Annotated in this window: 24 protein-coding genes and 1 pseudogene; 13 read left to right on the top strand and 12 right to left on the bottom strand. The window is 75.7% G+C overall.

Annotated elements, in window-relative coordinates; all coding sequences use genetic code 11:
- Positions 1 to 105 precede the first annotated feature (105 nt).
- Complete coding sequence (locus KPL60_RS15195; RefSeq protein WP_226366232.1) at positions 106 to 711, top strand: DUF1684 domain-containing protein; 606 nt, start codon at positions 106 to 108, stop codon at positions 709 to 711.
- Between the two features lie 101 nt (positions 712 to 812).
- On the opposite strand, the gene KPL60_RS15190 is transcribed toward KPL60_RS15195, so the two are convergent.
- From KPL60_RS15190 to KPL60_RS15175, 4 genes are all read right to left on the bottom strand, one after another.
- Entirely contained in the window at positions 813 to 2,189 is a 1,377-nt protein-coding gene (locus KPL60_RS15190) for an Nramp family divalent metal transporter (RefSeq protein ID WP_226366231.1), read from the bottom strand.
- A 91-nt stretch (positions 2,190 to 2,280) separates the two neighbouring features.
- On the bottom strand, positions 2,281 to 3,252 hold the full coding sequence (locus KPL60_RS15185; protein ID WP_226366230.1) for a TAXI family TRAP transporter solute-binding subunit: 972 nt from the start codon (positions 3,250 to 3,252) through the stop codon (positions 2,281 to 2,283).
- Positions 3,249 to 4,685: a HAMP domain-containing sensor histidine kinase gene (locus KPL60_RS15180; protein WP_226366229.1), complete on the bottom strand. Its 1,437-nt coding sequence runs from the start codon at positions 4,683 to 4,685 to the stop codon at positions 3,249 to 3,251. The genes KPL60_RS15185 and KPL60_RS15180 overlap by 4 nt, the downstream gene beginning before the upstream one ends.
- A 4-nt stretch (positions 4,686 to 4,689) precedes the next feature.
- Positions 4,690 to 5,346: a response regulator transcription factor gene (locus tag KPL60_RS15175; protein ID WP_226366228.1), complete on the bottom strand. Its 657-nt coding sequence runs from the start codon at positions 5,344 to 5,346 to the stop codon at positions 4,690 to 4,692.
- A 158-nt stretch (positions 5,347 to 5,504) separates the two neighbouring features.
- Here KPL60_RS15175 and KPL60_RS15170 point away from each other — a divergent pair, with 158 nt between their 5' ends.
- The 3 genes from KPL60_RS15170 to KPL60_RS15160 are packed head-to-tail and all read left to right on the top strand — an operon-like array spanning position 5,505 to position 9,296.
- Positions 5,505 to 7,310, top strand: coding sequence for an NAD(P)/FAD-dependent oxidoreductase (locus tag KPL60_RS15170; RefSeq protein WP_145983032.1), 1,806 nt, complete (start codon positions 5,505 to 5,507; stop codon positions 7,308 to 7,310).
- A gap of 55 nt (positions 7,311 to 7,365) precedes the next feature.
- Positions 7,366 to 8,256 (top strand): hypothetical protein, encoded by an 891-nt coding sequence (locus KPL60_RS15165; RefSeq protein WP_226366227.1) that lies wholly within the window; start codon positions 7,366 to 7,368, stop codon positions 8,254 to 8,256.
- Positions 8,253 to 9,296 carry an LLM class flavin-dependent oxidoreductase gene (locus KPL60_RS15160; RefSeq protein ID WP_226357786.1) on the top strand — a complete coding sequence of 348 codons (1,044 nt, stop codon included), beginning with the start codon at positions 8,253 to 8,255 and terminating at the stop codon, positions 9,294 to 9,296. Before KPL60_RS15165 ends, KPL60_RS15160 begins: the two co-directional genes overlap by 4 nt.
- Here KPL60_RS15160 and KPL60_RS34280 read toward each other — a convergent pair whose 3' ends face one another.
- Genes KPL60_RS34280 through KPL60_RS15145 form a run of 4 tightly spaced genes read right to left on the bottom strand, consistent with a single transcriptional unit; the run spans position 9,297 to position 12,341 of the window.
- Positions 9,297 to 9,515, bottom strand: coding sequence for a hypothetical protein (locus KPL60_RS34280; protein WP_305080685.1), 219 nt, complete (start codon positions 9,513 to 9,515; stop codon positions 9,297 to 9,299).
- The gene (locus tag KPL60_RS15155; protein WP_308016760.1) at positions 9,479 to 10,801 is read right to left on the bottom strand and encodes a tripartite tricarboxylate transporter permease; all 1,323 of its coding nucleotides are present in this window, start codon (positions 10,799 to 10,801) and stop codon (positions 9,479 to 9,481) included. The genes KPL60_RS34280 and KPL60_RS15155 overlap by 37 nt, the downstream gene beginning before the upstream one ends.
- A 2-nt stretch (positions 10,802 to 10,803) precedes the next feature.
- On the bottom strand, positions 10,804 to 11,346 hold the full coding sequence (locus KPL60_RS15150) for a tripartite tricarboxylate transporter TctB family protein (protein WP_226357784.1): 543 nt from the start codon (positions 11,344 to 11,346) through the stop codon (positions 10,804 to 10,806).
- The gene (locus KPL60_RS15145) at positions 11,343 to 12,341 is read right to left on the bottom strand and encodes a tripartite tricarboxylate transporter substrate binding protein (protein ID WP_226366226.1); all 999 of its coding nucleotides are present in this window, start codon (positions 12,339 to 12,341) and stop codon (positions 11,343 to 11,345) included. Before KPL60_RS15145 ends, KPL60_RS15150 begins: the two co-directional genes overlap by 4 nt.
- 150 nt (positions 12,342 to 12,491) lie before the next feature.
- Between KPL60_RS15145 and KPL60_RS15140 the strand changes: the two genes are divergently transcribed.
- Positions 12,492 to 12,911, top strand: a complete 420-nt coding sequence (locus KPL60_RS15140) for a universal stress protein (protein ID WP_226357782.1) — start codon at positions 12,492 to 12,494, stop codon at positions 12,909 to 12,911.
- A gap of 127 nt (positions 12,912 to 13,038) precedes the next feature.
- Entirely contained in the window at positions 13,039 to 13,530 is a 492-nt protein-coding gene (locus tag KPL60_RS15135; RefSeq protein ID WP_226366225.1) for a Dps family protein, read from the top strand.
- An 89-nt stretch (positions 13,531 to 13,619) separates the two neighbouring features.
- On the opposite strand, the gene KPL60_RS15130 is transcribed toward KPL60_RS15135, so the two are convergent.
- Complete coding sequence (locus KPL60_RS15130) at positions 13,620 to 14,099, bottom strand: hypothetical protein (RefSeq protein ID WP_226366224.1); 480 nt, start codon at positions 14,097 to 14,099, stop codon at positions 13,620 to 13,622.
- On the opposite strand from KPL60_RS15130, the pseudogene KPL60_RS35120 reads away from it, so the two are divergent.
- The 6 genes and pseudogenes from KPL60_RS35120 to KPL60_RS15105 form a co-directional block, all read left to right on the top strand.
- Positions 13,989 to 14,705 (top strand): annotated as a pseudogene (locus KPL60_RS35120) (DUF1275 family protein); the annotation flags it as partial. The gene KPL60_RS15130 and the pseudogene KPL60_RS35120 overlap by 111 nt on opposite strands.
- 141 nt (positions 14,706 to 14,846) lie before the next feature.
- Positions 14,847 to 15,722 carry an alpha/beta hydrolase gene (locus tag KPL60_RS35115; protein ID WP_374228711.1) on the top strand — a complete coding sequence of 292 codons (876 nt, stop codon included), beginning with the start codon at positions 14,847 to 14,849 and terminating at the stop codon, positions 15,720 to 15,722.
- 104 nt (positions 15,723 to 15,826) lie between these two features.
- Entirely contained in the window at positions 15,827 to 17,047 is a 1,221-nt protein-coding gene (locus KPL60_RS15120) for an MFS transporter (protein ID WP_226366222.1), read from the top strand.
- Positions 17,048 to 17,247: 200 nt separating this feature from the next.
- Positions 17,248 to 17,640, top strand: a complete 393-nt coding sequence (locus KPL60_RS15115; RefSeq protein ID WP_226357777.1) for a transglycosylase family protein — start codon at positions 17,248 to 17,250, stop codon at positions 17,638 to 17,640.
- Between the two features lie 17 nt (positions 17,641 to 17,657).
- A complete protein-coding gene (locus KPL60_RS15110; protein WP_226357776.1) occupies positions 17,658 to 18,086 on the top strand; it encodes a pyridoxamine 5'-phosphate oxidase family protein in 429 nt (142 codons plus the stop codon).
- A 95-nt stretch (positions 18,087 to 18,181) separates the two neighbouring features.
- Positions 18,182 to 19,201, top strand: coding sequence for a hypothetical protein (locus KPL60_RS15105; RefSeq protein WP_226366221.1), 1,020 nt, complete (start codon positions 18,182 to 18,184; stop codon positions 19,199 to 19,201).
- A 5-nt stretch (positions 19,202 to 19,206) separates the two neighbouring features.
- Here the strand turns inward: KPL60_RS15105 and KPL60_RS15100 are convergent, their stop codons facing one another.
- Both KPL60_RS15100 and KPL60_RS15095 read right to left on the bottom strand, forming a co-directional pair.
- Positions 19,207 to 20,574 (bottom strand): ParB/Srx family N-terminal domain-containing protein, encoded by a 1,368-nt coding sequence (locus tag KPL60_RS15100; protein WP_226366220.1) that lies wholly within the window; start codon positions 20,572 to 20,574, stop codon positions 19,207 to 19,209.
- 122 nt (positions 20,575 to 20,696) lie between these two features.
- A complete protein-coding gene (locus KPL60_RS15095) occupies positions 20,697 to 21,995 on the bottom strand; it encodes an MFS transporter (RefSeq protein ID WP_226366219.1) in 1,299 nt (432 codons plus the stop codon).
- A gap of 53 nt (positions 21,996 to 22,048) precedes the next feature.
- On the opposite strand from KPL60_RS15095, the gene KPL60_RS15090 reads away from it, so the two are divergent.
- Positions 22,049 to 22,621, top strand: a complete 573-nt coding sequence (locus KPL60_RS15090; protein ID WP_226366218.1) for a GNAT family N-acetyltransferase — start codon at positions 22,049 to 22,051, stop codon at positions 22,619 to 22,621.
- On the opposite strand, the gene KPL60_RS15085 is transcribed toward KPL60_RS15090, so the two are convergent.
- On the bottom strand, positions 22,590 to 22,808 hold the full coding sequence (locus tag KPL60_RS15085) for a DUF2945 domain-containing protein (protein WP_062396049.1): 219 nt from the start codon (positions 22,806 to 22,808) through the stop codon (positions 22,590 to 22,592). The genes KPL60_RS15090 and KPL60_RS15085 overlap by 32 nt on opposite strands.
- Between the last annotated feature and the right edge of the window lie 41 nt (positions 22,809 to 22,849).

Here is a 22,849-nt window from a genome sequence, read left to right as displayed (position 1 = left end):
CACTGACTCGACGACGGTGCCGGTGCCGTACCCGGGCTGCCCGGGACCTGGCGCGCCGCGGGACCCGACGAGGTCGCGGTCACCGCCGTCGCGGCCGACGGGGTCGTGCTGCCCGGCGCGACCGGACCGCTCGACGGCACCGCGCACGTCCGGCCCGTCGACGGCGCCCCCGGCGTGATGATCGCGGTGGGGGAGCGGGTCGTCGAGATCGCGCGGCGCACCGACTCGTGGGCGCTGCGCGTGCGCGACCCGCAGGCCCGCACCCGGACCGCGTTCACCGGGGTGCCCGCCTGGCCCTACGACCCGGCCGCCGTCGTCGACGCCGTGTTCACCCCCTACGACGCGCCGCGGACGGTGACGGTCGACGCCGTCGTCGCCGGGTTGCAGCACTTCCCGACCGCGGTCGGCGAGGTCGCGTTCACCTGGGCCGGTGCCCCGCAGCGGCTCGTGGCGCTGGCCGGGAAGGACGGCGGCCTGTCGCTGCACTTCCGCGACGCCACCTCCGGGGACACCACCTACGGCGGCGGCCGCATCCTGCGCACCGACGACCCGGCGCCGGACGGGACGCTGGAGGTGGACCTGAACCGGGTGGTGAACCTGCCGTGCGCGTTCACCGCGCACGCCACCTGCCCGCTGCCGCCCGCCGGCAACACCCTGGACGTGCCGGTCGAGGCGGGCGAGCGGACCCCGTCGTCTCCCGGCGCGGCCTGACGGGGCGGACGTCCTGCAGGTCCTGACCTGCCCGAGCCACCCCGCGCGGGATCGCGGACCTGCCGGCGGACGGACGCCGACCCCGCGACCCCGCGACCCGCTCAGGAGAAGAAGCGCTGGTGGAGGTCGGTCACCAGGAGCGTCAGGAACAGCGCCGAGGAGGAACCGAGCAGCACGTTCGACAGCCACCCGGACCGGCCCGCGGCCGGGATGCGCCGCGAGTTGAGCAGCAGCATCAGGGTGACCGCGAGGAACGGCATGAACACCGAGCCGAGCACCCCGTAGACCAGGGTCAGCCCGAAGGGCCGGTCGATGAACAGCAGCATCATCGGCGGGAAGGTCAGCCAGAGCAGGTAGCCGCGGAAGGGCCGCGACCGCTCGACGACGGTGGAGACGAACGCGCCCTCGCGGCTCCCGCCCGCGGCCTCGCCGTCGGCCGCGACGGTCGCCGTCCCGCCCACGGCGGCCTCGGTGCCGGCGGTCGCGGCGGCCTTCCCGTGCGGCAGGCGCAGCGTGCGGACCAGGTCGGCGAACAGCAGGCTCACGCCGTTCCAGACGCCGAACAGCGAGCTGGAGGTGACCGCGAGGAAGCCGACCAGGAACAGGATGCGGGCCCACTCGCCGTAGCTCGCGCCGAGCGCCTCGCCCAGGGTCAGCAGGCCGCGGTCGTTCTCGGTGAGGTCCTGGCCGAGCAGCATCGTGGAGCCGACGACGAGCATCGCGACGACGAAGACGCCGGTCATCGTGTAGCCGACGGCGTTGTCCAGGCGCATCATCGACAGCCAGCCGGTGCCCTTCCAGCCCTTCGCGAACATCCAGTACCCGTAGGCGGCCATGGTGATGGTCCCGCCGACGCCGCCGATCAGGCCGAGGACGTAGACCGTCGACCCGGCGGGCAGGGTCGGGACCAGCCCGGTCGCGAGGTTCCCGAGGTCGGGGGATACCAGCACCGCCACCGACACCACGGACACGAACTTGACCAGCACCAGCACGGTCATGAACTTCTCGAACACGTGGTAGCGCTGCGCCCACACCAGGGCCAGGCCGACGACGCCGGCGATCATCGCCCAGTAGCGCACCGACAGCCCGCCGAACAGCGCGTTGAGCGGCAGCCCGACCGCCGACATCGCGGTGGCCCCGTAGACGAAGCCCCAGATCACGATGTAGGCGGCGAAGAAGCCGGTCGCCCAGCGGCCCAGGTGCCGCCAGCCGTCGAGCAGCGTCGAGCCGGACGCGAGGTGCCAGCGCCCGACACCCTCGCCCAGCGCCAGCTTCAGGACGGTGCCGAGCACCGCGGCCCAGAGCAGCGCCGTGCCGTACTGGGCGCCCGCGACCATCGTCGCGACCAGGTCGCCCGCGCCGACGCCGGTCGCCGCGGCCAGCAGACCGGGGCCCAGGCTGCGGAACCGGGCGCGCCCGGTCGGTGGGATCAGGGGTTCGGACGGGTGTCGCTGCAGTCCGGTGGCGTCGTTGCTCATGCTCGGGCTCCTCGTTGCGCCGGAGGTGGTGACGCGACGGTAGGAGCGCGCCCGGCGCCGCCCTGCGGTTCTTAACCGGGTCTTGGGAGTCTCATCCGTGCAGCTCGCGGTACGCGGCCGCGGCCCCGGGGTGCAGCGGCACGTCGCCGGTGTCGACCAGCGCCGGCTGGTCGAGGTACTGGGTGCCCAGCGCCGAGGCGGGCACGAGGTCGGGGGCGCGCTCGACGAGCAGGCGGGCCACGGCGCCGGCGTCGGCGTCCGGCAGCCGCGGCGCGGCGACCAGCAGGTTCGCCACCCCGACGGTGGCGACGGGGCCGGGCGCGCCGTACGCCCCGGCGGGGACGGCCGCCGCCGTGTAGGGGCCGGTGCCGAACCGGGCCCGCAGGGCGGGCAGGTGCTCGGCGAGGGGCAGCAGCCGGATCGCCCGGCGTGCCGCGAGCTCCCCGACGGCGGGGGTCGGCACCCCGCCGGACCAGAGGAAGCCGTCGATCCGGCCGTCGGCCAGCGACGCCGTCGCCGTCGCGAGGTCGAGCTCGCGGGCCCGGACCCGGGTGCCGGACACGGCGAGCAACCGGGCCCCGGTCAGGGCGGCGCCGGACCCGGGGGCGCCGAGCGACACCGGCCGGTCGGCGAGGTCGGCGAGCCGGGCGAAGGGCGTGTCGGCCCGCACCGCGAGCTGCAGGTAGTTCTCGTAGACGCGGCCGATCGCGCGCAGCTCCAGCGGCGCGGTGAACGGGGCGGCCCCGGCCCGCGCGGCCAGCACGAGGTCGGTCAGCGCGAGCCCGACGGCCGCCCCTCCGCGGGCGACGAGCACGGCGTTGTCCCGCGACCCGCCGGTGACGACCGGGCGCAGCGCCGGTCCGGCCGCGGCGGCGACCCCGGCGAGCAGCGCGGAGAACTCGGCGTAGAACCCACCCGGCTCGCCGGCGGCCAGCGGCAGCGCGGGGTCCGGGCCGGGGGAGCACGCGGCGAGCAGCCCGAGCAGCCCGAGCCCACCGAGGACCGTGCGCCGGGGGAGCGGGGCGGCCGTGTCCCCCGGGGACGCCGCCCGCGTCCCGGTCACCGCGCCCGCCCCAGGACCAGGGTGGCCAGCAACCCGCCACCCGCGGCGGGGCCCAGGTCGAGGCGCCCGCCGTGCGCCGCGGCGAGCCGGTCGGCGATCGCCAGCCCCAGCCCGGAGCTGCCCCCGGCGCCGGGGGAGGCTCCCTGCCAGAACCGCTCCCGGGCCCGGCCGAGGTCGGTCCCGGCGATGCCGGGGCCGTCGTCGGCGACCGAGACCGTGACCCCGTCCGGGCCGCCCGCCCAGCGCACCCGCACCGTCGTGCCCGCCGGGGTGTGCCGGACCGCGTTGTCCAGCAGCACGTCCAGCACCTGTTCCAGGTCGGTGTCCGGCCAGTCGACGTCGACCCCGTCGTCGGTCGCGTCGTCGGTCGCGTCGTCGGGCCCCCCGTCGAGGCGGCCGGCGCGTCCGTCGAGCACGACCCCGGCGGCGTCGGCGGCCGGGCGCCACGCGTCGACCCGGCCGGCGGCGACCAGCCCGGCGTCGCACCGGGCCGGGTCCGCGGCACCGGCCGCGACCGCCGAGGCCGTCGCCTCCGCGGAGGCCAGCCCGAGCATGCCGTCGAGCAGCCGTTCCAGCCGGTCGACCTCGCCGAGCGTCGAGTCGTAGGCGGCGCGCCCGCCCGGCCCGACGTACGGGTCCAGGCCGTCCGCGCGCAGCCGCAGCGCCGCGAGCGGGTTGCGGATCTGGTGCGAGGCGTCGGCGACCAGCCGCCGCTGCTCCTCCGCGCCGGCCCGCACCGACGCCGACATCCGGTTGAACGACTCGGCGAGCGCACGCAGCTCCACCGGCCCGTCGGACACCGTGATCTGCTCCCCGGCCCGGCCCTGCGCGACGGCCCCGACCCCGCGGGCCAGCGCCCCGACCGGGCGCAGCACCCAGCGGGCGAGCAGCAGCGCGATCGCGGCGAACACCGCCGCGGCGGCCAGCGCCCCGGCCAGCACGAGCACCCACGTCACGGCGACGTCGGACGCGGCCCGCGACGGGTCGGCGCGCAGCAGCACGGCGCCGTCGGCCCTGGTGCCGGTGCCGACCGGCTGCCACAGCAGCACCGGGTCCCGGTCGAACGGGGTGAGCCGGGCGGGCGCGTCGGCGGGCTGGTTGCGCAGTGCCGCGTCGAGCGCCGCGGGCACACCGGGGTCGCCGGGCTCCAGACCCGCGGACACCACGGTGCGGCGCTGCGCGTCCACGACGAGCACCCCCTCGCCGTACAGCTCGGCGTGCCGGCGGGCGCCGCGGTCCAGGTCGTCGCGCACCGTGTCGTCGCCCCCGGCCACCAGCGCGGCGAGCGCGACGAAGCGGTCCAGGTCGTCGGACCGGGTCAGCGTCCACACCTGGGCCCGCGCGGTGGCGCGCTGGTCGAGCAGGGGGGCGACGAACGCGGCCACGGTCAGCAGGGAGAACAGCGACAGCACCAGCAGCAGGCGGCGGCGCACGCCGTCACCGGCCCAGCCGGAAGCCGAACCCGCGCACCGTCGCGAGCAGCCCGGGCCGGTCGAGCTTGGCGCGCAGCGCGGCGACGTGCACGTCCAGCGACCGGGACGCGGCCATGCTCCCGTCGCCCCACACCTCCTCGAGCACCTGGCGGCGGCTCACCGCGACCCCGGGGCGGCGGGCCAGCGCGGCCAGCACCGCGAACTCCGTCGCGGTCAGCGCGGTCTCGGTGCCGCCGACGGTGACCCGCCGCGCGTCGAGGTCGACGCGCACGTCGTCCGCCTCGACCACCCCGGGGGCCGCCGTCCCGGCCGGGACCCGGCGGGCGACGGCGTCGATCCGGGCCAGCAGCTCGCGCAACCGCACCGGCTTGACCAGGTAGTCGTCGGCGCCCAGGTGCAGGCCGCGGACGACGTCGTGCTCGGCCGAGCGCGCCGTCAGGACGATCACCGGCACCGCCGAGGTCCGGCGCAGGCGGTGCAGCAGGCCCAGGCCGTCGCCGTCGGGCAGGCCCAGGTCGAGCAGCACCAGCTCGGCCTCGCCCAGCAGCTCGGCGGCCTCGGTCGTGGTGGCCGCGTGCAGCACGCCGTGCCCGCGGGCCCGCACGGCGTCGACCACCGCGCCGGCCACGCCCGCGTCGTCCTCGACCACCAACACCCGCACAGGGCACGAGCTTGCCGCACCGCGCGGCGGTTGCAACCTCCCCGCAACCGGTGTCGTGGGTCACGCGCGTGGTGTTCACTCACCTCCGTTGCCCCGACGACCGCGGCAGGACGGCGAGCGCCGCCCCGGTCGTGGCGAACCGCTCGCAGGAGGTGCCCGTGACCACCACGCAGGAGAAGACGGCGGCACGCACGACCGCGGAGGGCTGGCTCACCGCCTTCGCCGACGCCCTGTCCGCCCGTGACATCGACCGCGCCGTCGCGCTGTTCGCCGACGAGAGCTACTGGCGCGACCTGGTCGCGTTCACCTGGAACCTGAAGACCGTCGAGCACCACGACGGCGTCCGTGACCTGCTCCGGAACACCCTGGACGCGACCGACCCGTCGCACTGGACGCTGTCCGCCGAGCCGACCGAGGCCGGTGGTGTCACCGACGGGTGGTTCACCTTCGAGACCGCCGTCGGGCGCGGCTCCGGGCACGTCCGCATCGTCGACGGGAAGGCGTGGACCTTCCTCACCACCCTCGACGAGCTCAAGGGGCACGAGGAGCCCCGCGGGGAGAACCGGCCGTTCGGCACCGAGCACGGCGCCAACCCGGACCGGGTCACCTGGAAGGAGCGCCGCGAGGCCGAGCTGGCCGAGCTGGGGCGCACCCGCGACCCCGAGGTCGTGATCATCGGTGGCGGCCAGGGCGGTATCGCGCTGGGTGCCCGGCTGCGCCAGCTCGGCGTCGACACGATCATCGTCGAGCGCAACGAGCGGCCCGGCGACTCGTGGCGCAAGCGCTACAAGAGCCTCGCCCTGCACGACCCGGTCTGGTACGACCACCTGCCGTACCTGAAGTTCCCGGACAACTGGCCGGTGTTCGCGCCGAAGGACAAGATCGGCGACTGGCTGGAGTTCTACACGCGGATCATGGAGCTGAACTACTGGGGCTCCACCACCGCGCGCAGCGCCGAGTTCGACGAGGCGTCCGGCCGGTGGAGCGTCGTCGTCGACAAGGCGGGCGAGCAGATCACCCTGCGCCCGCGCCAGCTGGTGATCGCGCTCGGCGTCTCCGGCAAGCCGAACATCCCCGACTTCCCGGGCAGGGAGCAGTTCCGGGGCGAGGTGCAGCACTCGTCGCAGCACCCCGGCCCGGACGCCTACCGGGGCAAGAAGGTCGTGGTCATCGGGTCGAACAACTCCGCGTTCGACATCTGCGGGTCGCTGTGGGAGGTCGGCGCCGACGTCACCATGGTGCAGCGCTCGTCCACCCACATCATCAAGTCCGACACACTGATGGAGTACGGCCTCGGGGATCTCTACTCCGAGCGCGCGGTCAAGGCGGGCGTCGACACCCACACCGCCGACATGATCTTCGCGTCGCTGCCGTACCGGATCATGCACACCTTCCAGAAGCCCGCCTACGACAAGGCCCGCGAGGTCGACGCGGACTACTACCGGCGGCTGGAGGAGGCCGGGTTCGAGCTGGACTTCGGCGACGACGACTCCGGCCTGTTCATGAAGTACCTGCGCCGGGGCTCGGGCTACTACATCGACGTCGGTGCCGCCGAGCTCGTCGCCGACGGCAAGGTGAAGCTGGTCCGCGGGCAGATGCAGGAGTTCACCGAGAAGGGCGTGCGGCTCGCCGACGGCACCGAGCTCGACGCCGACCTCGTCGTGTTCGCGACCGGCTACCGGTCGATGAACGGCCTCGCCGCCGACATCGTCGGCCAGGACGTCGCGGACAAGGTGGGCAAGGTGTGGGGCCTCGGCTCGGACACGACCAAGGACCCCGGTCCCTGGGAGGGCGAGCAGCGCAACATGTGGAAGCCCACCCAGCAGCAGAACCTGTGGTTCCACGGCGGCAACCTGCACCAGAGCCGGTTCTACTCGCTGTACCTGGCGTTGCAGCTCAAGGCGCGTGAGGCGGGCATCGACACCCCCGTCTACGCGCTGCAGGAGCGCCACCACCTCTCCTGACCGCCGAGCGGGAGAGACCTGTCCGGGACGGTCACCGCCGCACTACGGTGCGGTGGTGACCGTCCCCGACATCGCGGTGCAGACCGCGCGGACACTGTGGACCGAGCTCGAACCGGTCCACGACGTCGTGTACTTCGCCCCCGAGGCGCGGGCCGCCGCCGAGGCGGCCGGGTTCCGCGGGTTCTGGCGCGGCTACTTCGCGATGCGCGCCGCCCCGCTGGGGCCGGTGGGAGCGGCACCCGTGACGGCCGCGTTCCACGGCTTCCACCCGTCGATGGCCGCCCGTGCGCTGCCCGGGGTCTGGTCGCTCGCGACCCCCGACGGGGCGCTCGCGGCCCGGCTCGCCGGTTCCGCCGCCGCGCTGCGCCGGTCCGGGCTCGACGGCACCGGCCCGGCCGCCGACCCGGCCGCGCTGCACCGGGCCGCGGAGCTCGCCTGGGCCGCCGCCGGGGAGGTCGACGTCGACGGCCGCGTCCTCGCCGCCGCGAACGCCGCGCTGCCCCGCCCCGACGGCGACCTCGAGACCCTCTGGCAGGCGACGACGACGCTGCGCGAGCACCGCGGGGACGGTCACGTCGCGGTCCTGGTCGCGCGGGGCGTCGGCCCGGTCGCCGCGCACCACCTCAAGATCGCCGCCGGGGAGACCGACGGCGAGTGGCTGCGCACCGCCCGCGGCTTCGACCCGGAGGCCTGGGCGGCCGGCGCGGAGGACCTGCGGGCCCGCGGCTGGGTCGACGCCACCGGCGCGCTCACCGCCGCCGGCGCCGACGAGCACGACGAGATCGAACGGCTCACCGACCGGGCCGCCGCCCGCCCGTGGGGCGCTCTCAACCCGGAACGGACCGCCGAGCTCGCCGCGCTGCTGGCGCCGATGGTCGCGGCGGTGCTCGCCGCGGGGGACGTGCCCGCGTACGGCCCGGTCGGGCTCGTCCGGGACGGCCGATGAGGACCGCCACGACGGTCGAGGCCTCCGGCGGTGACTGGCGCGAGACCGTCGAGTTCGTCGTCGAGGCCGAACGCCTGGGCCTCGACGACTGCTGGGTCGCCGAGGCGTGGGGCTCGGACGCGCCGTCGGCGCTGGGCTACCTCGCCGCCCGCACCGAGCGGATCCGGCTCGGCTCCGGGGTGATCCAGGTCGGCACCCGCTCGCCGGTCGCGATCGCCCAGGCCGCGCTGACCCTGCACGACATGTCGCAGGGCCGGTTCCTGCTCGGGCTCGGCCCGTCCGGCCCGCAGGTGATCGAAGGCCTGCACGGGGTGCCGTTCGCCCGCCCGCTCACCCGGCTGCGCGAGACGATCGAGGTCATCCGGGCCGCCTGCGCGGGGGAGCGCATCGCCTACGACGGCGAGACCGTCGCGATCCCGCTGCCCGGCGGTGAGGGCCGCCCGATGCGGCTGTCGACCACGCCGGTGCCGGACCTGCCGGTGTTCGTCGCGGCGCTGTCCCCGCGGATGCTGGAGCTCACCGGGCGGGTCGCCGACGGCTGGCTGGGCACGAGCTTCGTCCCCGAGGGCGCCGACGCCTACCTCGCCCACCTCGACACCGGTCTGCGCGCCGCCGGGCGGGACCGGTCCGCGATCGAGGTCTGCCAGGGCGCCGAGGTCGCCTTCGCCGCCGACGAGGCCGACCAGGCGGCGATGGTCGACGCCCGCCGCCCCGGCATCGCGTTCAGCCTCGGCGGGATGGGCACCGCCCGGCGGAACTTCTACTTCGACGCCTACCGCCGCCAGGGCTGGGGCGAGCGCGCCGACGCCGTCCGCGCCGCCTGGCAGGGCGGGGACCGGGCCGGCGCCGCGGCCCTGGTCACCGACGAGATGGTGCTGGGGACGACGCTGATCGGCACCGAGGAACGGGTCGCCGCGCGGCTGCGGGACTGGGCCGCCGCCGGCGTCGGCACCGTCCGGCTCTACCCCGCGGGGGAGACGCTCGACGAGCGCCTCACCACCCTGGCGCGGGCCGTCGAGCTGGCCCGCGCCGCGGGGTGATCACACGTCGGCGGCGCGCTTCTCGGCGAACCGGCGCCACGCCGTCCACCCCAGGCCGGCGAGGAGCAGCAGGTACAGCACCACGGTGATCGGGCTCGACACCAGCACCGCCGGGTCGTTGTCGGAGTTGCCCATCGCGTCGCGCAGCGAGTACTCCGCCAGCGGCCCGAGGATCACCGCGATCAGCACCGGCGCGACGGGGATGTCGTAGAGCCGCATCGCCAGCCCGAGCACCCCACCACCAGCATGATCACCAGGTCGACCTGGCTCGCCCCGGAGGCGTACACGCCGAATGCGGCGAACACCGCGATGCCCGCGTACAGGTAGGACTTCGGGACCCGCAGCAGCTGCGCCCACAGCGGCGCGAACGGCAGGTTGAGGATCAGCAGCACGATCATCGCCAGGAAGAACCCGGCGAGCAGCGCCCACACGATGTCCCCGGAGCGCTCCAGCAGCAGCGGGCCCGGCTGCAGGCCGTACTGCTGGAACGCGGCGAGCAGGATCGCCGCCGTCGCGGAGGTGGGCAGGCCCAGCGCGAGCAGTGCGCCCATCGCGGTGCCCGCGGTGGCGTTGCCCGCGGCCTCCGGTGCCGCGACGCCCTCGATGGCGCCCTTCCCGAAGGTCGGCTCAGCCTTGCGCCGGTCGAGCCTGCGCTCGGTCCCGTAGGCCAGGAACGTCGGCACCTCGGCGCCACCGGCCGGGATGACGCCGAACGGGACACCGATCGCGGTGCCGCGCAGCCACGCGGGCAGCGCCTGGCGGAACTCGGCCTTCGACAGCCACCACCGGCCGGTCGGCATGACGGCCCTGGTCTCCTCGGCCCGGCCGACCTTCGCGGCCTGGCTGAACACCTCGCCCAGCGCCAGCAGCGACACCGTGATCACGACGATCGAGACGCCGTCGAGCAGCGGGGAGAAGCCGAAGGAGAACCGGGGCGTGCCGGTCGGCTGGTCGATCCCGACCAGGGCGAGGGTCAGGCCGATCGCGAGCGCGGCGACGCCGCGGATCGCGGAGTCGGCGACCACCGCGGAGATCGCGACGAAGGCGAACACGGCCAGCGCGAGGAACTCGGCGGGGCCGAAGCCGGTGGCGAGCCGGGCGAGGGTCGGGGCGAAGAACACGACGAGCGCCGAGGCGACCATGCCGCCGATGAACGCGCCGATCGCGCCGGTGGCCAGAGCCTGGGCGGCCTTGCCGCGCAGCGCCATCCGGTGGCCCTCGAAGGTGCTGGCGATGGCGGTCGAGTTGCCGGGGGTGTTCATGAGGAACCCGGCGATGGAGTCGCCGAACAGGCCACCGAAGTAGATGCCGGTGAACATGATCAGCGCGCTGGTCGGTTCGAGGACGAAGGTCAGCGGCAGCAGCAGCGCCACGGCCATCGCCGAGCCCAGCCCCGGCAGGACCCCGACCGCGGTGCCCATCAGCGCACCGAGGAACACGAACAGCAGCGCGGACGGGCTGAGGATGTCGGCGAAGCCGCCGAGCAGGTTGGTCAGCTGTTCCACGATCAGAACCCCCCGACGAAGCCGGCGGGCAGCGAGATCCCGAGCAGCATGCTGAACACGACCTGGACCGCCGAGGACACGGCGAGCCCGCCGAGCGCCATCGCCGGCCAGCGCCGGTTGCCCAGGGCGGCGGCGACGGCGACGAACAGCCCGGTCGCGGACAGGATCCAGCCCAGGTAGGGCAGGACGACGATGAACGCGGCCACGCCGCCGACCGCGGTCAGCACGGCCGGGGCGTTCACCCCGGTGTCGGCCGGCGCGTCCCCGGCGGCGGTGCCCTCGCCGTCGCCGTCACCGGTGCCCGCCGCGGCGGGAGCCGGGGCGTCGAACTCGGGTCGCGGCCGCAGGATGTCGAACGCCAGCAGCGCCGCGACCACGTAGCACAGGACCGCGACGATCCAGGGCATGGTCGTCGGGCCGAACAGGCCGCCGTCGCCGACGACCTGCATGGTCAGCGTGCCGTAGGTGAGGAAGACCCCCAGCGCGGCGAGGATCGCGGGCACGACGAGCGCGCCCCGGGACAGGTGTGCAGGACGGCCGCTCATGCCAGCCCCAGCTCCTTCAGAAGGTCGTCGATGCGGGCCTGCTCGGTGACCAGGTAGCGGTCGTAGTCCTCGCCGTAGATCTCGCTGCGCACCCAGCGGTTGCGGGTCACGGCCTCGCCCCAGGACTCGGTCCCGACCATCTCGCGGGCGATCTGCTCCAGCTCCGCGCGGGCCTCGGGGGTGATCCCGGCGGGGGCGACGAGCCCGCGCCAGTTGACGAGGTCGACCTCGGGCATGCCGAGCTCGTCCATGGTCGGGGCGTCGACGCCCTGCAGGCGTTCGGGCGCGACGACGGCCAGCACCCGCAGCTGCCCGGACTCCACCAGGTCGCGGAAGTCGTTGTAGCCGGAGATCCCGACGCCGACGGTGCCGGCCGCGGTCGACAGCAGGCTCAGCGTGAGCTCGCCGCCGCCGGGGTGCGGGGTGTAGACCATCCGCTCGACGGGGATGTCGCGGGCCTGCGCGAGCTGGGCGGCGACCATGTGGTCGATGCCGCCCGCCGAGCCGCCGCCGACCGGCAGCGCGGCCGGGTTCGCGGCCCAGGCGGTGAGCATGTCGTCGAGCGTCCGGAACGGCGACTCCGCCGGGACCGCGACGACCTCGAAGTCCTCCGCGAGCCGGGCGATCGGCGTCGTGTCCTGCAGGCTGATCGCGCTGCCGGACTGGCTGATCCCGCCGAGCATGACGGTTCCGGTGACCATCATGGTGGTCTCCTCACCGGCGAGCCCGGCGAGCTGGTTGAGCCCGATGGTCCCGGCGGCACCCGGGATGTTGACCACCTGCACGGTGTTGACGATGTTCCCGGTGCGCATGGCCTGCTGCGCCTCGCGGGCGACCAGGTCCCAGCCGCCACCGGCGGCCGCGGGGGCGATGAGGGTGAGGTTGGAGCGCGCCGCCTGTCCCTCCCCGGACCGGGCGGCGTCGGCGAAGGCGGTCACCGCGAGTGCGGCGACGAGGATGATTCCCAGGGCTGCGATGACCTGCCGTCGTGGCATGAGCGCAGACGTTGGCACACGTCCGCTCCGTCCTCCACTGTCCGGATCGGAAACTCTACGATCTCTGTGACCACAACGAACTTTTCTCCGGTATGTCCGTTCGGCGTGGTTAGTCTCCGACCCGTCCGCGAACGCCTGATGGGGAGCGACATGACGATCTGTGTGGCCTACGGCCCGACGCCCGAGGGCGACGCCGCCCTGGACCTGGCGGTCCGCGAGTCCCGCCTGCGGGGCACCCCGCTGACGGTGCTGGCGACCGGGCGTCAGGAGCTGTTCGACGCCGACGGCGCCGGGACCCACGACCACGCGGCGCTGGACTCGGCCATCGGCTCCCGGCTCGCCGGGCTGCGCGCCGACGGCGACCCGGCCACCGCGGTGCGGGTCGTCGACGACGGCGGCGACCCCGCCGAGGCGATCCTCGACCTGGCCGCGCAGGAGGACGCGCAGCTGCTCGTCGTCGGGGTGAAGCGGCGCAGCCCGGTCGGCAAGCTGCTCACCGGCAGCACCGCGCAGCGGATCATCCTGGACTCGCCGATCCCGGTCCTCGTGACCCACGCGGCGCGCTCGTAGCCTGGACCTTCCCCAGGTCAGGCACGCCTCACCGGGTGTCGGACGGATCACGTACGGGTGTGGGCGCCGCACCGTCGGGGCACTCCCGGTACGTCCCGAACCGACATCGGAAGGAGCGGTGAGCACCATGGCCACCCCGATCACCAGCCCGCTCGACAGCGGCGCCACCGACATCACCGGCCGCGTGCTGCAGGAGACCCTCGTCGACCTCGTCGACCTGTCCCTGGTCGCCAAGCAGGCGCACTGGAACCTCGTCGGCAGGCAGTTCCGCGACATCCACCTGCACCTCGACGAGCTCGTCGACCTGGCCCGCGAGCACGGCGACTCGGTCGCCGAGCGGGCCGCCGCGATCGGTGTCGCCCCCGACGGCCGCGCGCGGACCGTCGGCCGCGACACCGGGCTGCCCGAGTACCCGGCGGGCTACGTGTCCGACCAGGACACCGTGCTCACCATCTCGGCGACCGTCGACGCCGCCGTCGACCGACTGCGTCCGCGCATCGAGCAGGCCGGCAAGGCCGACCCGCTCACCGAGGACCTGCTCATCGAGCTGGGCCGCGCGCTGGAGGAGGCCCGCTGGATGTGGCAGGCGCAGGCCGCCGGCTACCGCGGCGAGGTCTGAGCACCACCCGCACGACCACCGGCCCCGGGCGTCCCCACCACGACGCCCGGGGCCGTGGTGCGTCCGGGACGGTGCGTCCGGGACCCGGGTCAGCGCACCGCCGTCGCGGCCGCGGTGACCGTCGCCCGCCAGATCGCCATCGCCGCCCAGAGCACGAACACCCCGACCGGCACCGGGACCTCGTCCGGGAGCTCCGCGCCGTAGGACGGGCGCAGCCCCGTCGTCCGCCACACCGCGCCGACCTCGGCACCGCCGTCGACGTCGGCCAGGGTGAACCGGCGGCCCAGGCCCGAGCCGGTCATCCGGTAGGCGAGCGCGCCCGCCTCCAGCGTCCAGCTCGTCCGCGGCCGCGGGTCGACCGTGCGCCGCAGGTGTGCGCGCACCCCGCCCTCCAGGGAGAACCGGGCGACGCCGTGCGCGTCGAGCACGTACGTGGCCCCGTCGACGACCAGCTCCCGGTGCGCCTGCGGCGTCCGCGCGGTCCAGCCGGTCACGACGCGGCCGTCCGCGGTGACCTCGTAGCGGGCACGCAACAACCCCGACGACGTCGACCCGGCGCGCAGCTGCACCGGACCAGCCTCCCATCCCGCGGGCCGCCGGGGGAGGATCGGGCGGTGAACCGTGCGGTGGTCCTCGCGTTGCTGGCCGCGTGCGCCGGGGTGGTGGACGTCTGGGCCGTGGTCGCACTGGGCGGCGCGTTCGCGGGAGTGGTCACCGGCAACCTCGTGACGGCCGGGCACGCCCTCGCCGTCGCCGAGCCGGCCCGGCTGCTGCCACCGGCGGTCGCGGTGGCCGGGTTCGTCGTCGGCGTCGCGCTGTGGTCGCTGCTGCGGCGCCGGTGGCCGGCGGCGGTGTCGGCCCCGCTCGTCGCCGAGCTGGTGGTGCTCGTCGCGCTCGCGGTGGCCTGGCCGCTCGCCCCGGGCGCGACGCTCCCGCTGCTCGCCGGCGCCGCACTGGCGATGGGCGGGCAGAGCAGCGTCGCGCAGCTGCTCGGACAGTCCACGACCTACATGACCGGCACGCTGACCGGCGCCGTGTCCGACCTGGCCACCGGCGACGGGCGGCGGTGGCCGGCGCTGCGCCAGCTCGCGGCGATCGTGCTCGGCGCCGTCGCCGGCGGGCTGGCGCTGGCGCACCTGCCGGCCGTCGTCCCGGCGCTGGCGGCACTGCTCGCCGCGAGCGCGGTCGTGGTCCGTGCCGTCGGGGACCGGCGGGTGCAGGATGATCAGGTGGGGCCCTCCGCCCCGCAGGACGACGACGTCGAAGGAGCACCGACCGTGCCGCTGCACCCGCAGGTGGAAGCCCTCCTGAACCTCATGGCCGAACAGGGCGGGGCGCCGCCGGAGACCATGACCGTCGCGCAGAACCGTGCGATGATCCGGGAGATGGCCGCGGTGTCCGGTCCGCCCGAGCCGGTCGCGGCGGTCCGCGACGACCGCGCCGGCGACGTGCCGGTGCGCATCTACACGCCCGAGGGCACCGGTCCGTTCCCGATCCTGGTCTTCTACCACGGCGGCGGCTGGGTGATCGGCGACCTCGACAGCCACGACCCGGTGTGCCGGTCGCTGGCGAACCGGTCCGGCGCCGTCGTCGTCGCGGTCGACTACCGGCTCGCGCCCGAGCACCGGTTCCCCGCGGCCGTCGACGACGCCGTCGCCGCCCTGGAGTGGGTGCACGCCCACGCCACGGAGTTCGACGGCGACCCGTCCCGCATCGCCGTCGGCGGCGACTCCGCGGGCGGGAACCTGTCGGCGGTCGTCGCCCAGCACGCCCGCGACCACGGCCCCGCCCTGCGGTTCCAGCTGCTGGTCTACCCGGCCGTCGACGGCGCCGACGAGAGCCCGTCGATGTCGGAGAACGCCCAGGGCCCGCTGCTGACCCGGGCCTGGATGGAGTGGTTCATGGGCCACTACCTCAGCGGCGAGGAGGACCTGCGCGACCCGCGGATGTCCCCGGCCCGCGCCACCGACCTGTCCGGGCTGCCGCCCGCGCTGGTCGTCACCGCGGAGTTCGACCCGCTCCGCGACCAGGGCGCCGCCTACGCCGCGGCGCTGAACGCCGCGGGCGTGAAGGCGGAGCTGCGCGAGTCGCCGGGCATGATCCACGGGTTCCTGCAGTTCGGTGCCGCGGTCGACGACAGCCGCGCCCTGCTCGACGAGGCGGGCGCCGCCCTGCGCGCCGCTCTGGCCTGAGCGCCCCGCCCGGCCCACCCCCGCGGGTGGGCCGGCGTCGGGGAATGCCCGCCCCGGACCGGTCGTTGCCGATGCTCAGAAGGCCGTCCGACCCGAGGAGCACCGTGCCCCGTCTGTCCCCGCCGGTGGCGTTCGCCGTCGTCGCAGCGACGTTCGTCTGGTTCCTCGCCGCGTCGTCCGCGCCGTCCCCGCTCTACGTCGTCTACCAGGAGCGTTTCGCGTTCACCGAGTTCACGCTGACCACGGTGTTCGCGGTCTACGTCCTCGCGCTGATCGCCGCCCTGCTCGTCGCCGGGTCGCTGTCCGACCACATCGGACGCAAGCCGGTGCTGCTCGGTGCGATCGCGCTGGAGGTCGTGTCCCTGGTGCTGTTCCTGCTGGCCGACGGCGTCGGCTGGCTGCTCGTCGCGCGCGTCGTCCAGGGCGTCGCGACCGGCGCGGCGACGGCGACGCTGCCCGCGACGCTGGTCGACCTCGCCGCCCGCGGTGACCGGCCGGACCGGGCGGGTGCGGTCAACGGGACCGCACCGCTCGCCGGGCTGGCGCTCGGTGCGCTCGGCTGCGGCCTGCTCGTCGAGTACGCGCCTGCCCCGACCCGCCTGGTCTGGGCGCTGCTGCTCGCCGGCCTGGTCCTGGCCGCCGTTCTGGTCGCACTGATCCCGGAGACGATCGACCGTCGGCCGGGGGCGCTCGCGTCGCTGCGCCCGCGGGTCGGGGTGCCCGCCCGCGTCCGGCCGGGCTTCGTCGCGATCGTGCCGATCCTGCTCGCGAGCTGGGCCCTGGGCGGGCTGTACCTGTCGCTCGGGGGCTCGGTCGTCGCGCATGTCTTCGGGGTGCGCGACCACCTGGTCGGCGGGCTCACCGTCGTCGCGCTCGTCGGGACCGGCGCGGTGACGGCGTTCGCGCTGCGCGGGCGCGTCCCGTCGACGCTGCTCGTCCCTGCGGCCGGGCTGCTGGCGGCGGGCACCGTCGTCACCCTGGCCGGGGTGCTGACCGGGCTGCTCGCGCTCGCCGCCCTCGGCGCGGTCGTCGCCGGGGTCGGGTTCGGCGCGGCGGCCTACGCCACCTTCGGGACGCTGTCCGCGCTCGCCGCGCCGCACGAGCGCGGTGAGCTGTTCGCGGCCGTCTACACACTGGCCTACCTGGCGTTCTCGGTGCCGGCGATGGTCGCGGGCGTCGCCGCGACGCTGGGGGAGCTGCGCCCCACGGCGCTGGTGTACGGCGGCGTCGTCGCGCTGCTGGCCGTCGTCGCGGCCGTGCTGGGCCGCCGTGTGCCGGTTCCCGCGACCGGTGACCCGGTCCCCGCGCCGACCCGCGGCGGCTGATCGGCGGACGGCGCGCGCGGTATGCGTTAGTCCGTCCGTCGGTGAACGCGGGCAGGCGACCACTCGTCGCGTACTCCGCGGTGGGCGGGTGTCACGGGTTGTGACCGATGGTCTCGGCGTGGTTACGGTGTCGGCCGCTCCGGGTCCTCCCCGCTCTTCCGGCCCGGGCGGCACCTGCTCCCCGAGGTAGAGGAACGACCATGGCTGGACGACACCGCAAACCCACCGAGACCGGCCGTCAGGTCGCCCGGATCAGCGCGTTCGCCGCGATGGCGGCCGCCCCGCTGGGCGTCGTCGGGACCGCCTCGGCGGCCGAGTCGACCTCGTCGGCCCCGTCGGTCGAGCGCTCGGCCACCTGGGAGAAGCTCGCGCACTGCGAGAGCACCGGCAACTGGGACGCCGACACCGGCAACGGGTTCAAGGGCGGGCTGCAGTTCACGCCGTCGACCTGGAAGGAGTTCGGCGGCAGGCAGTACGCCCCGAGCGCCGAGCAGGCCACCAAGGCCCAGCAGATCGAGATCGCGAAGAAGGTGCAGGACGAGCAGGGCTGGAAGGCCTGGCCCGCCTGCACCAAGAAGCTCGGCTGGCGCTGACCCGCCACACTGGCGGCATGGATCTGGACGCGGTACGGCGGATCGTCGCCGAGGACTCCGGGCTGTGCACCGTCGCGGTCGTCCGCGCCGACGGCCGCCCGCACACCTCGCTGGTCAACGCGGGTGTGCTCGACCACCCCGTCACCGGCGCCCCGGTGGCCGCCTACGTCACCTACGGCCCCGTCAAGCTGACGGCGTTGCGTGCGCGACCCGCGACGTCGCTGCACTGGCGGGCCGGGTGGCGCTGGGCGGCCGTCGAGGGCGGCTCGGAGATCATCGGGCCGGACGACCCGCGGGACGGGGTCGACGTCCCGGCGCTGCTGCGGGCGGTGTTCGTCGCCTGCGGCGGGACCCACGACGACTGGGCCGAGTACGACCGGGTGATGGCCGAGCAGCGGCGCGCCGCGGTGCTCGTCGCGCCGGACCGGGTGGTCGGGAACTACTGACCGGCCGGGACGGTGACCCGGCGGTCGGGCGCGGTCACCGGTGCCCGGCCGCGGGTCCGGCGGAACCGCCGCCGTCCGGGCGTCGTCCAAGCCGCATGACCACCTACGCCCACGACCCGGTCGCCTCGACGATCGTCGCCTGCTGGCCCACCGGCGACGGCGCCGTCGCCCACCGGGCCGCCCGCGTCCCGAAGACCCTCGACCACTCCCTGGCCCGCCGCACCGCGAAGGCGCTGAGCGCCCTGTCGACGCACCTGTGGGCCACCTACGCCGACCAGGCCGCGCACGAGCTCGACCCGGCGGCGCTGGCCGCGGCGGTGCGGCACCCGAACCAGCCGGTCGGGGACCTGCTGCGCGTCATGGAGGACGGCTGCGCCGAGACCGCGCACCTGCTGGGCCGGATCGTGGCGCGGGCACCGGGGCGGGCGTTCCGTGACGCCGTCGCCGCCGACGTCCGCGCCGAGACCGACGCGGTGCTCGACGCCGACGACGGCGTCCTCACCGGACGTTCCGCCCAGGCCGTCGTCCATCCCCGGTGCGACGCCCCGGCCGAGCAGCTCCTCGTCGCCCACGCGCTGCTGCACGACGACCCGCTCGGCCCGCCCGCGATCGCGACGTCGGTCGAGCCGAACGCGGCCGCCGTCGCGACCCTGCGCTGGCTGCGGGCCTCGGCCGCGCTCGTCGCGGAGCGGGTCGAGCACACGGTGCCCGACGTCGTCGCGCTCGCCGAGGCGATCGGGCACGAGGACCTCGCGGTGACCCGGCACGTGCTCTGCACCCTCGCCGGGACCGCCGAGGACGAGGTGGTCCTCCACCTGCTCCAGGAGGCCGTCCTGGCCCGGCAGGGCTGGTTCGTCGTGTGCCCGGAGCCGGCGCCGGACCCCGAGCGGGGCCACCGGGCGGTCTCGACGGTGCTGGACCCGCTGGACCCGGCGTCGTGCCTGCTCGACGGCCTGGTCCGCGGGCTGCACGGCTGTTTCCGGGTGTGGCTCGACGACGTCGTGGCCCGGGAGACCCCCGGCACCGACCCGCGGCTGGTCGGGACCGCCCGGACCGCGGCGCTGCGCCTGCGCTACACCGACGAGGTGCGGCGCTCGGTCCGGGCGGGCCGCTGAGCGGCTCAGCCGACGACGACCGGCCCGCGCACCTCGTTCGGGGTGCAGGCCCAGCCGCCGACCCGCGACCGCTCGGTGCTGCCCCGCACGACGACAGGACCGGTCACCCGGGCCCCGCACACCTCGACGACGCGGGCCCGGGTGGCGGTCACCGGACCGGTCACGTCGGACCCGCGCAGCACCAGGCTCGCTCCGCCGGTCACCGTGACCGGTCCGCGGACCTGAGCCCGGTCCAGGCAGAGCACGCCCGCGCCGACGGTGAGCGGGCCGGTGTACGGCCCGGTGACGGTGCGGGTGCACGCCGGCGTGGCCGGGACCCGGTTGCGGGAGTCGACGGCGTAGGCGACCTTGCCGGGCTTCGGGTCGGTGATCGGGCGGGACAGGTCGCCGAGCTCGCCCTTGTCGGCGGCCTTGCCGTTGTTCCAGCGGGCCATCCGGCCGAGCTGGTCGGCGGTCCGGCCGGGCGCGATCTCCGTGCCGCCCGGCGTCGACGACATGAGCCGGGAGGCGTCCTCCACCGCGCGCAGGTACGAGGCCGGGTCGTGCAGGTCGTAGCGGCCCAGGTCGATCCGGGTCCGCAGCCAGGAGGCCCAGAAGAACTCCAGGTACTCCGGGGCGTCGGCGGGCGGGGCGTAGCCGACGTCGCGGGTGAAGTACACGAGGCCGCGGTAGGGGTCGTCGGGCAGCAGCGCCAGCCCGATCCGGTCGGGGAGCTGCTGCGGGGTGATGGCGGCGCCGCCGGCGGTGCGCAGCCACACCCAGGACCGGGCCTGCATCTGCGCCCAGAACGCGGCCGGGGTCAGCTGCGACAGGTTCGCCTGCACCCGCATCCGGACGCGGACGTCGGGTCCGCCGTCGGGGGTCTCCAGCAGCGACGTCGTCGTGTGGTGGCCGTCGGTCAGGTAGAGCGCGTTCCCGGGGCCGACGACGACGGTCTTCATCGCCGCGAGCGACGCCGGCGTCTCCGCGCCGGTCGCGACCGTGCACCGGAACGACGACGGGTCGCGCAGCGTGGCGCCCGGTCCGGCCTCGGCGGCCTCGCCCCGGCCGTCGGCCTCGCACCAGTCGTCGAACCGCTTGTTCGGCTTGCCGCGGTCGGTGTCCTTGGTGCCCGCGTAGCGGCCCAGCTTGTAGTGGATCTGGTCGTGGCCGATGTTCGGCTGGGTGGGCCGCAGGTCGCCCAGCCGCACCTGGAGCAGGTCGCCCTCACGCGCCTGCGCGGCGGACGGGGCGGTCGGCGGGACCGCGGACGGCGCTGCAGCCGGCACGGCGGACGGCGCCGCCGCGGCGGGGGTGGCGGCGCCGGTCGTCGCCCCCACGACGAGTGCCGCGACGGTCGCGACGAGGGCGGTACGGACGGTGGTTCGGGACACGGACACTCCTCGTTCGGGCCCGGCCGGTCCGGCACGGTGATCACCCGGACGGGGACGATCGCGGCCGGACCGGGCGCCCCGGCGACCCCCGGGCGTCGCCGGGGTGGCGCGCGGGTGAACGATCACGCCGTCCCGGGCCGGCGCCCCGCGAGCAGCTGCACCGCGGTCCCGGCGACGGGCAGCACCAGCAGCAGCGCGAGTGCCGCGCTCAGCCCGACGACGGCGGCGAACCCGCCGATCACCGCCGCCCCGACCCCGGCGCCGGTGAGGAAGCACAGCGTCGCCACCCCGATCGCGCCGCTGCGCCGGTCCTGCGGCACCGCGGTGCCGACGGCGGCGATCATCGCGGGCTGGCCGGTGCCGAACGCCAGCGTCACCAGCATCGGCGCGAGCGCCAGCACCCACGGCAGGTGGCTCGCCACCCCGGCCACGGCCACGACCAGCCCGACGACGGTCGTCGCGCACGCGCACGTCAGGGTCTGCCGCGGCCCGATCCGGGCCTGCAGGAACGCGGACGCCGCCGGGCACGCCAGCGCCACCACCGCCGACGGCACCAGCACCAGCCCGGTGGCCAGCGGGCTCCAGCCGCGCTCGGCGAGCTCCAGCGGGATGCCCAGTAGCAGGGCGAACCAGCTGGCGGGCACCGCGGAGGCGCACAGCGAGCTGCGCACCACCGTCGCGTTGCCGACCACCCCGCGCGGCAGGAACCCGTCGGGCCGGGCCCGCACCCACAGCGCCGTCAGCGGGACGCCGACCGCGAGCAGCACGCCACCGGCGACGGCCGCGACCGCACCCGCGCTGGGCGACTGCACCAGCAGCACCAGCCCGGTCACCGCCGTCGCGACGATCACCGCACCCACCAGGTCCACCCGGGCGCCGTCGCCGCGGACCACCGAGTGCCGCCACAGGTAGGGGACCGCGAGCAGCGCCAGCACGGGCAGCGCGACCGCGGCCCGCCAGCCGCCCACGGTCGTCAGCGCCCCGCCGATCAGCGGGCCGAGCGCGGACAGTGCGGCCGAGATCCCGGCCAGCCGCCCGAGCACGCCGCCGCGTCGTTCCGGCGGGGTCCTGGCGGACAGCAGCGCCGAGGCGAGCACCGGGACCGACGCCGCGCCGAGCCCCTGCACGATCCGGGCTGCCATCAGCAGCCCGAAGCTCGGCGCGGCCGCCGCGGCGAGCGCCCCCAGCCCGAGCAGGCCCACCCCGACGCACAGCGGCACCCGGATGCCGACGGCGTCGGCGAGCCGTCCGTGCACCGGCGTCGCGACGGCCAGCGCGACCGCGTACCCGCTCACCATCCAGGTCGCGACCGCGGTGTCGACACCGAGCCCGTCGGCGAGCAGCGGCAACGCGACCGTCACCCCCGACGTCGACGTGCCGGCGAGGCCGAAGAGCAGTCCGAGCACGATCGACAGGAGCACGCGTCGATCCTCACCCGCCGACGCGACCGGTGCACCGTGATTCGCTGTGAACCGTGCCGAACCGACCCGTCATCCGCCCGGCGACCGCCGAGGACGCCGACGCCTGCGCCGCCGTCTACGCCCCCTACGTCCGGGACACCGCGATCAGCTTCGAGACCGAGCCGCCGGGCCCGGTGGAGATGGCCGAGCGGATCGCCGCCGCCCGGGAACGGCACGCCTGGCTGGTCGCCGTCGGCCACGGCGGCGAGGTGCTCGGCTACGCCTACGGCGGCCCGTGGAAGTCCCGCGAGGCCTACGCGTGGACCTGCGAGGTCTCGGTCTACCTGGCCCCGGCGGCGCACGGGCGGGGGCTGGGCCGGGCGCTGTACGAGGCCCTGTTCGCCGAGCTCGTCGCGCGCGGCATGGTCGTCGCCGTCGCCGGGATGACCGTGCCGAACGAGGCGAGCGCGGCGCTGCACCGCGCCCTGGGGTTCAGCGAGGTCGGGACGTTCCGCGGGGTCGGCTGGAAGCACGGCGCGTGGCGCGACGTGACCTGGTTCCGGCGGGCGCTGGCCGAGGCACCGGCGGACGGCCCCCGGGGACCGACCCCGCCGGTCACGCCTTCTTCAGCTCCGAGTGGAGCTTGAGGACGGTCTGGCCGTCCTCCTGCTCCAGCACGTAGGCCGGGTTGTCCTCGGTCCCGTTGCGGGACTGCTTCGACCCGTCGATGGTCTTCTCGATGCGGTCGGTGGAGTGGTCCACGACCTTGCCGGTCGGGGTGCCGTTGCCCCAGTTCCATGCGACCCACGTGCCCTTGGCGAACTTCTGCGTCATGGGAGCGGATACCCCCGCGCCGGCCGGTCAACCCGGCGCGG

Source organism: Pseudonocardia sp. ICBG162, assembly GCF_020496225.1.
Taxonomy (GTDB): Bacteria; Actinomycetota; Actinomycetes; order Mycobacteriales; family Pseudonocardiaceae; genus Pseudonocardia; species Pseudonocardia alni.
The sequence above is the reverse complement of the archived record's forward strand: the minus strand, read 5'-3'. Positions and strand labels throughout refer to the sequence as shown.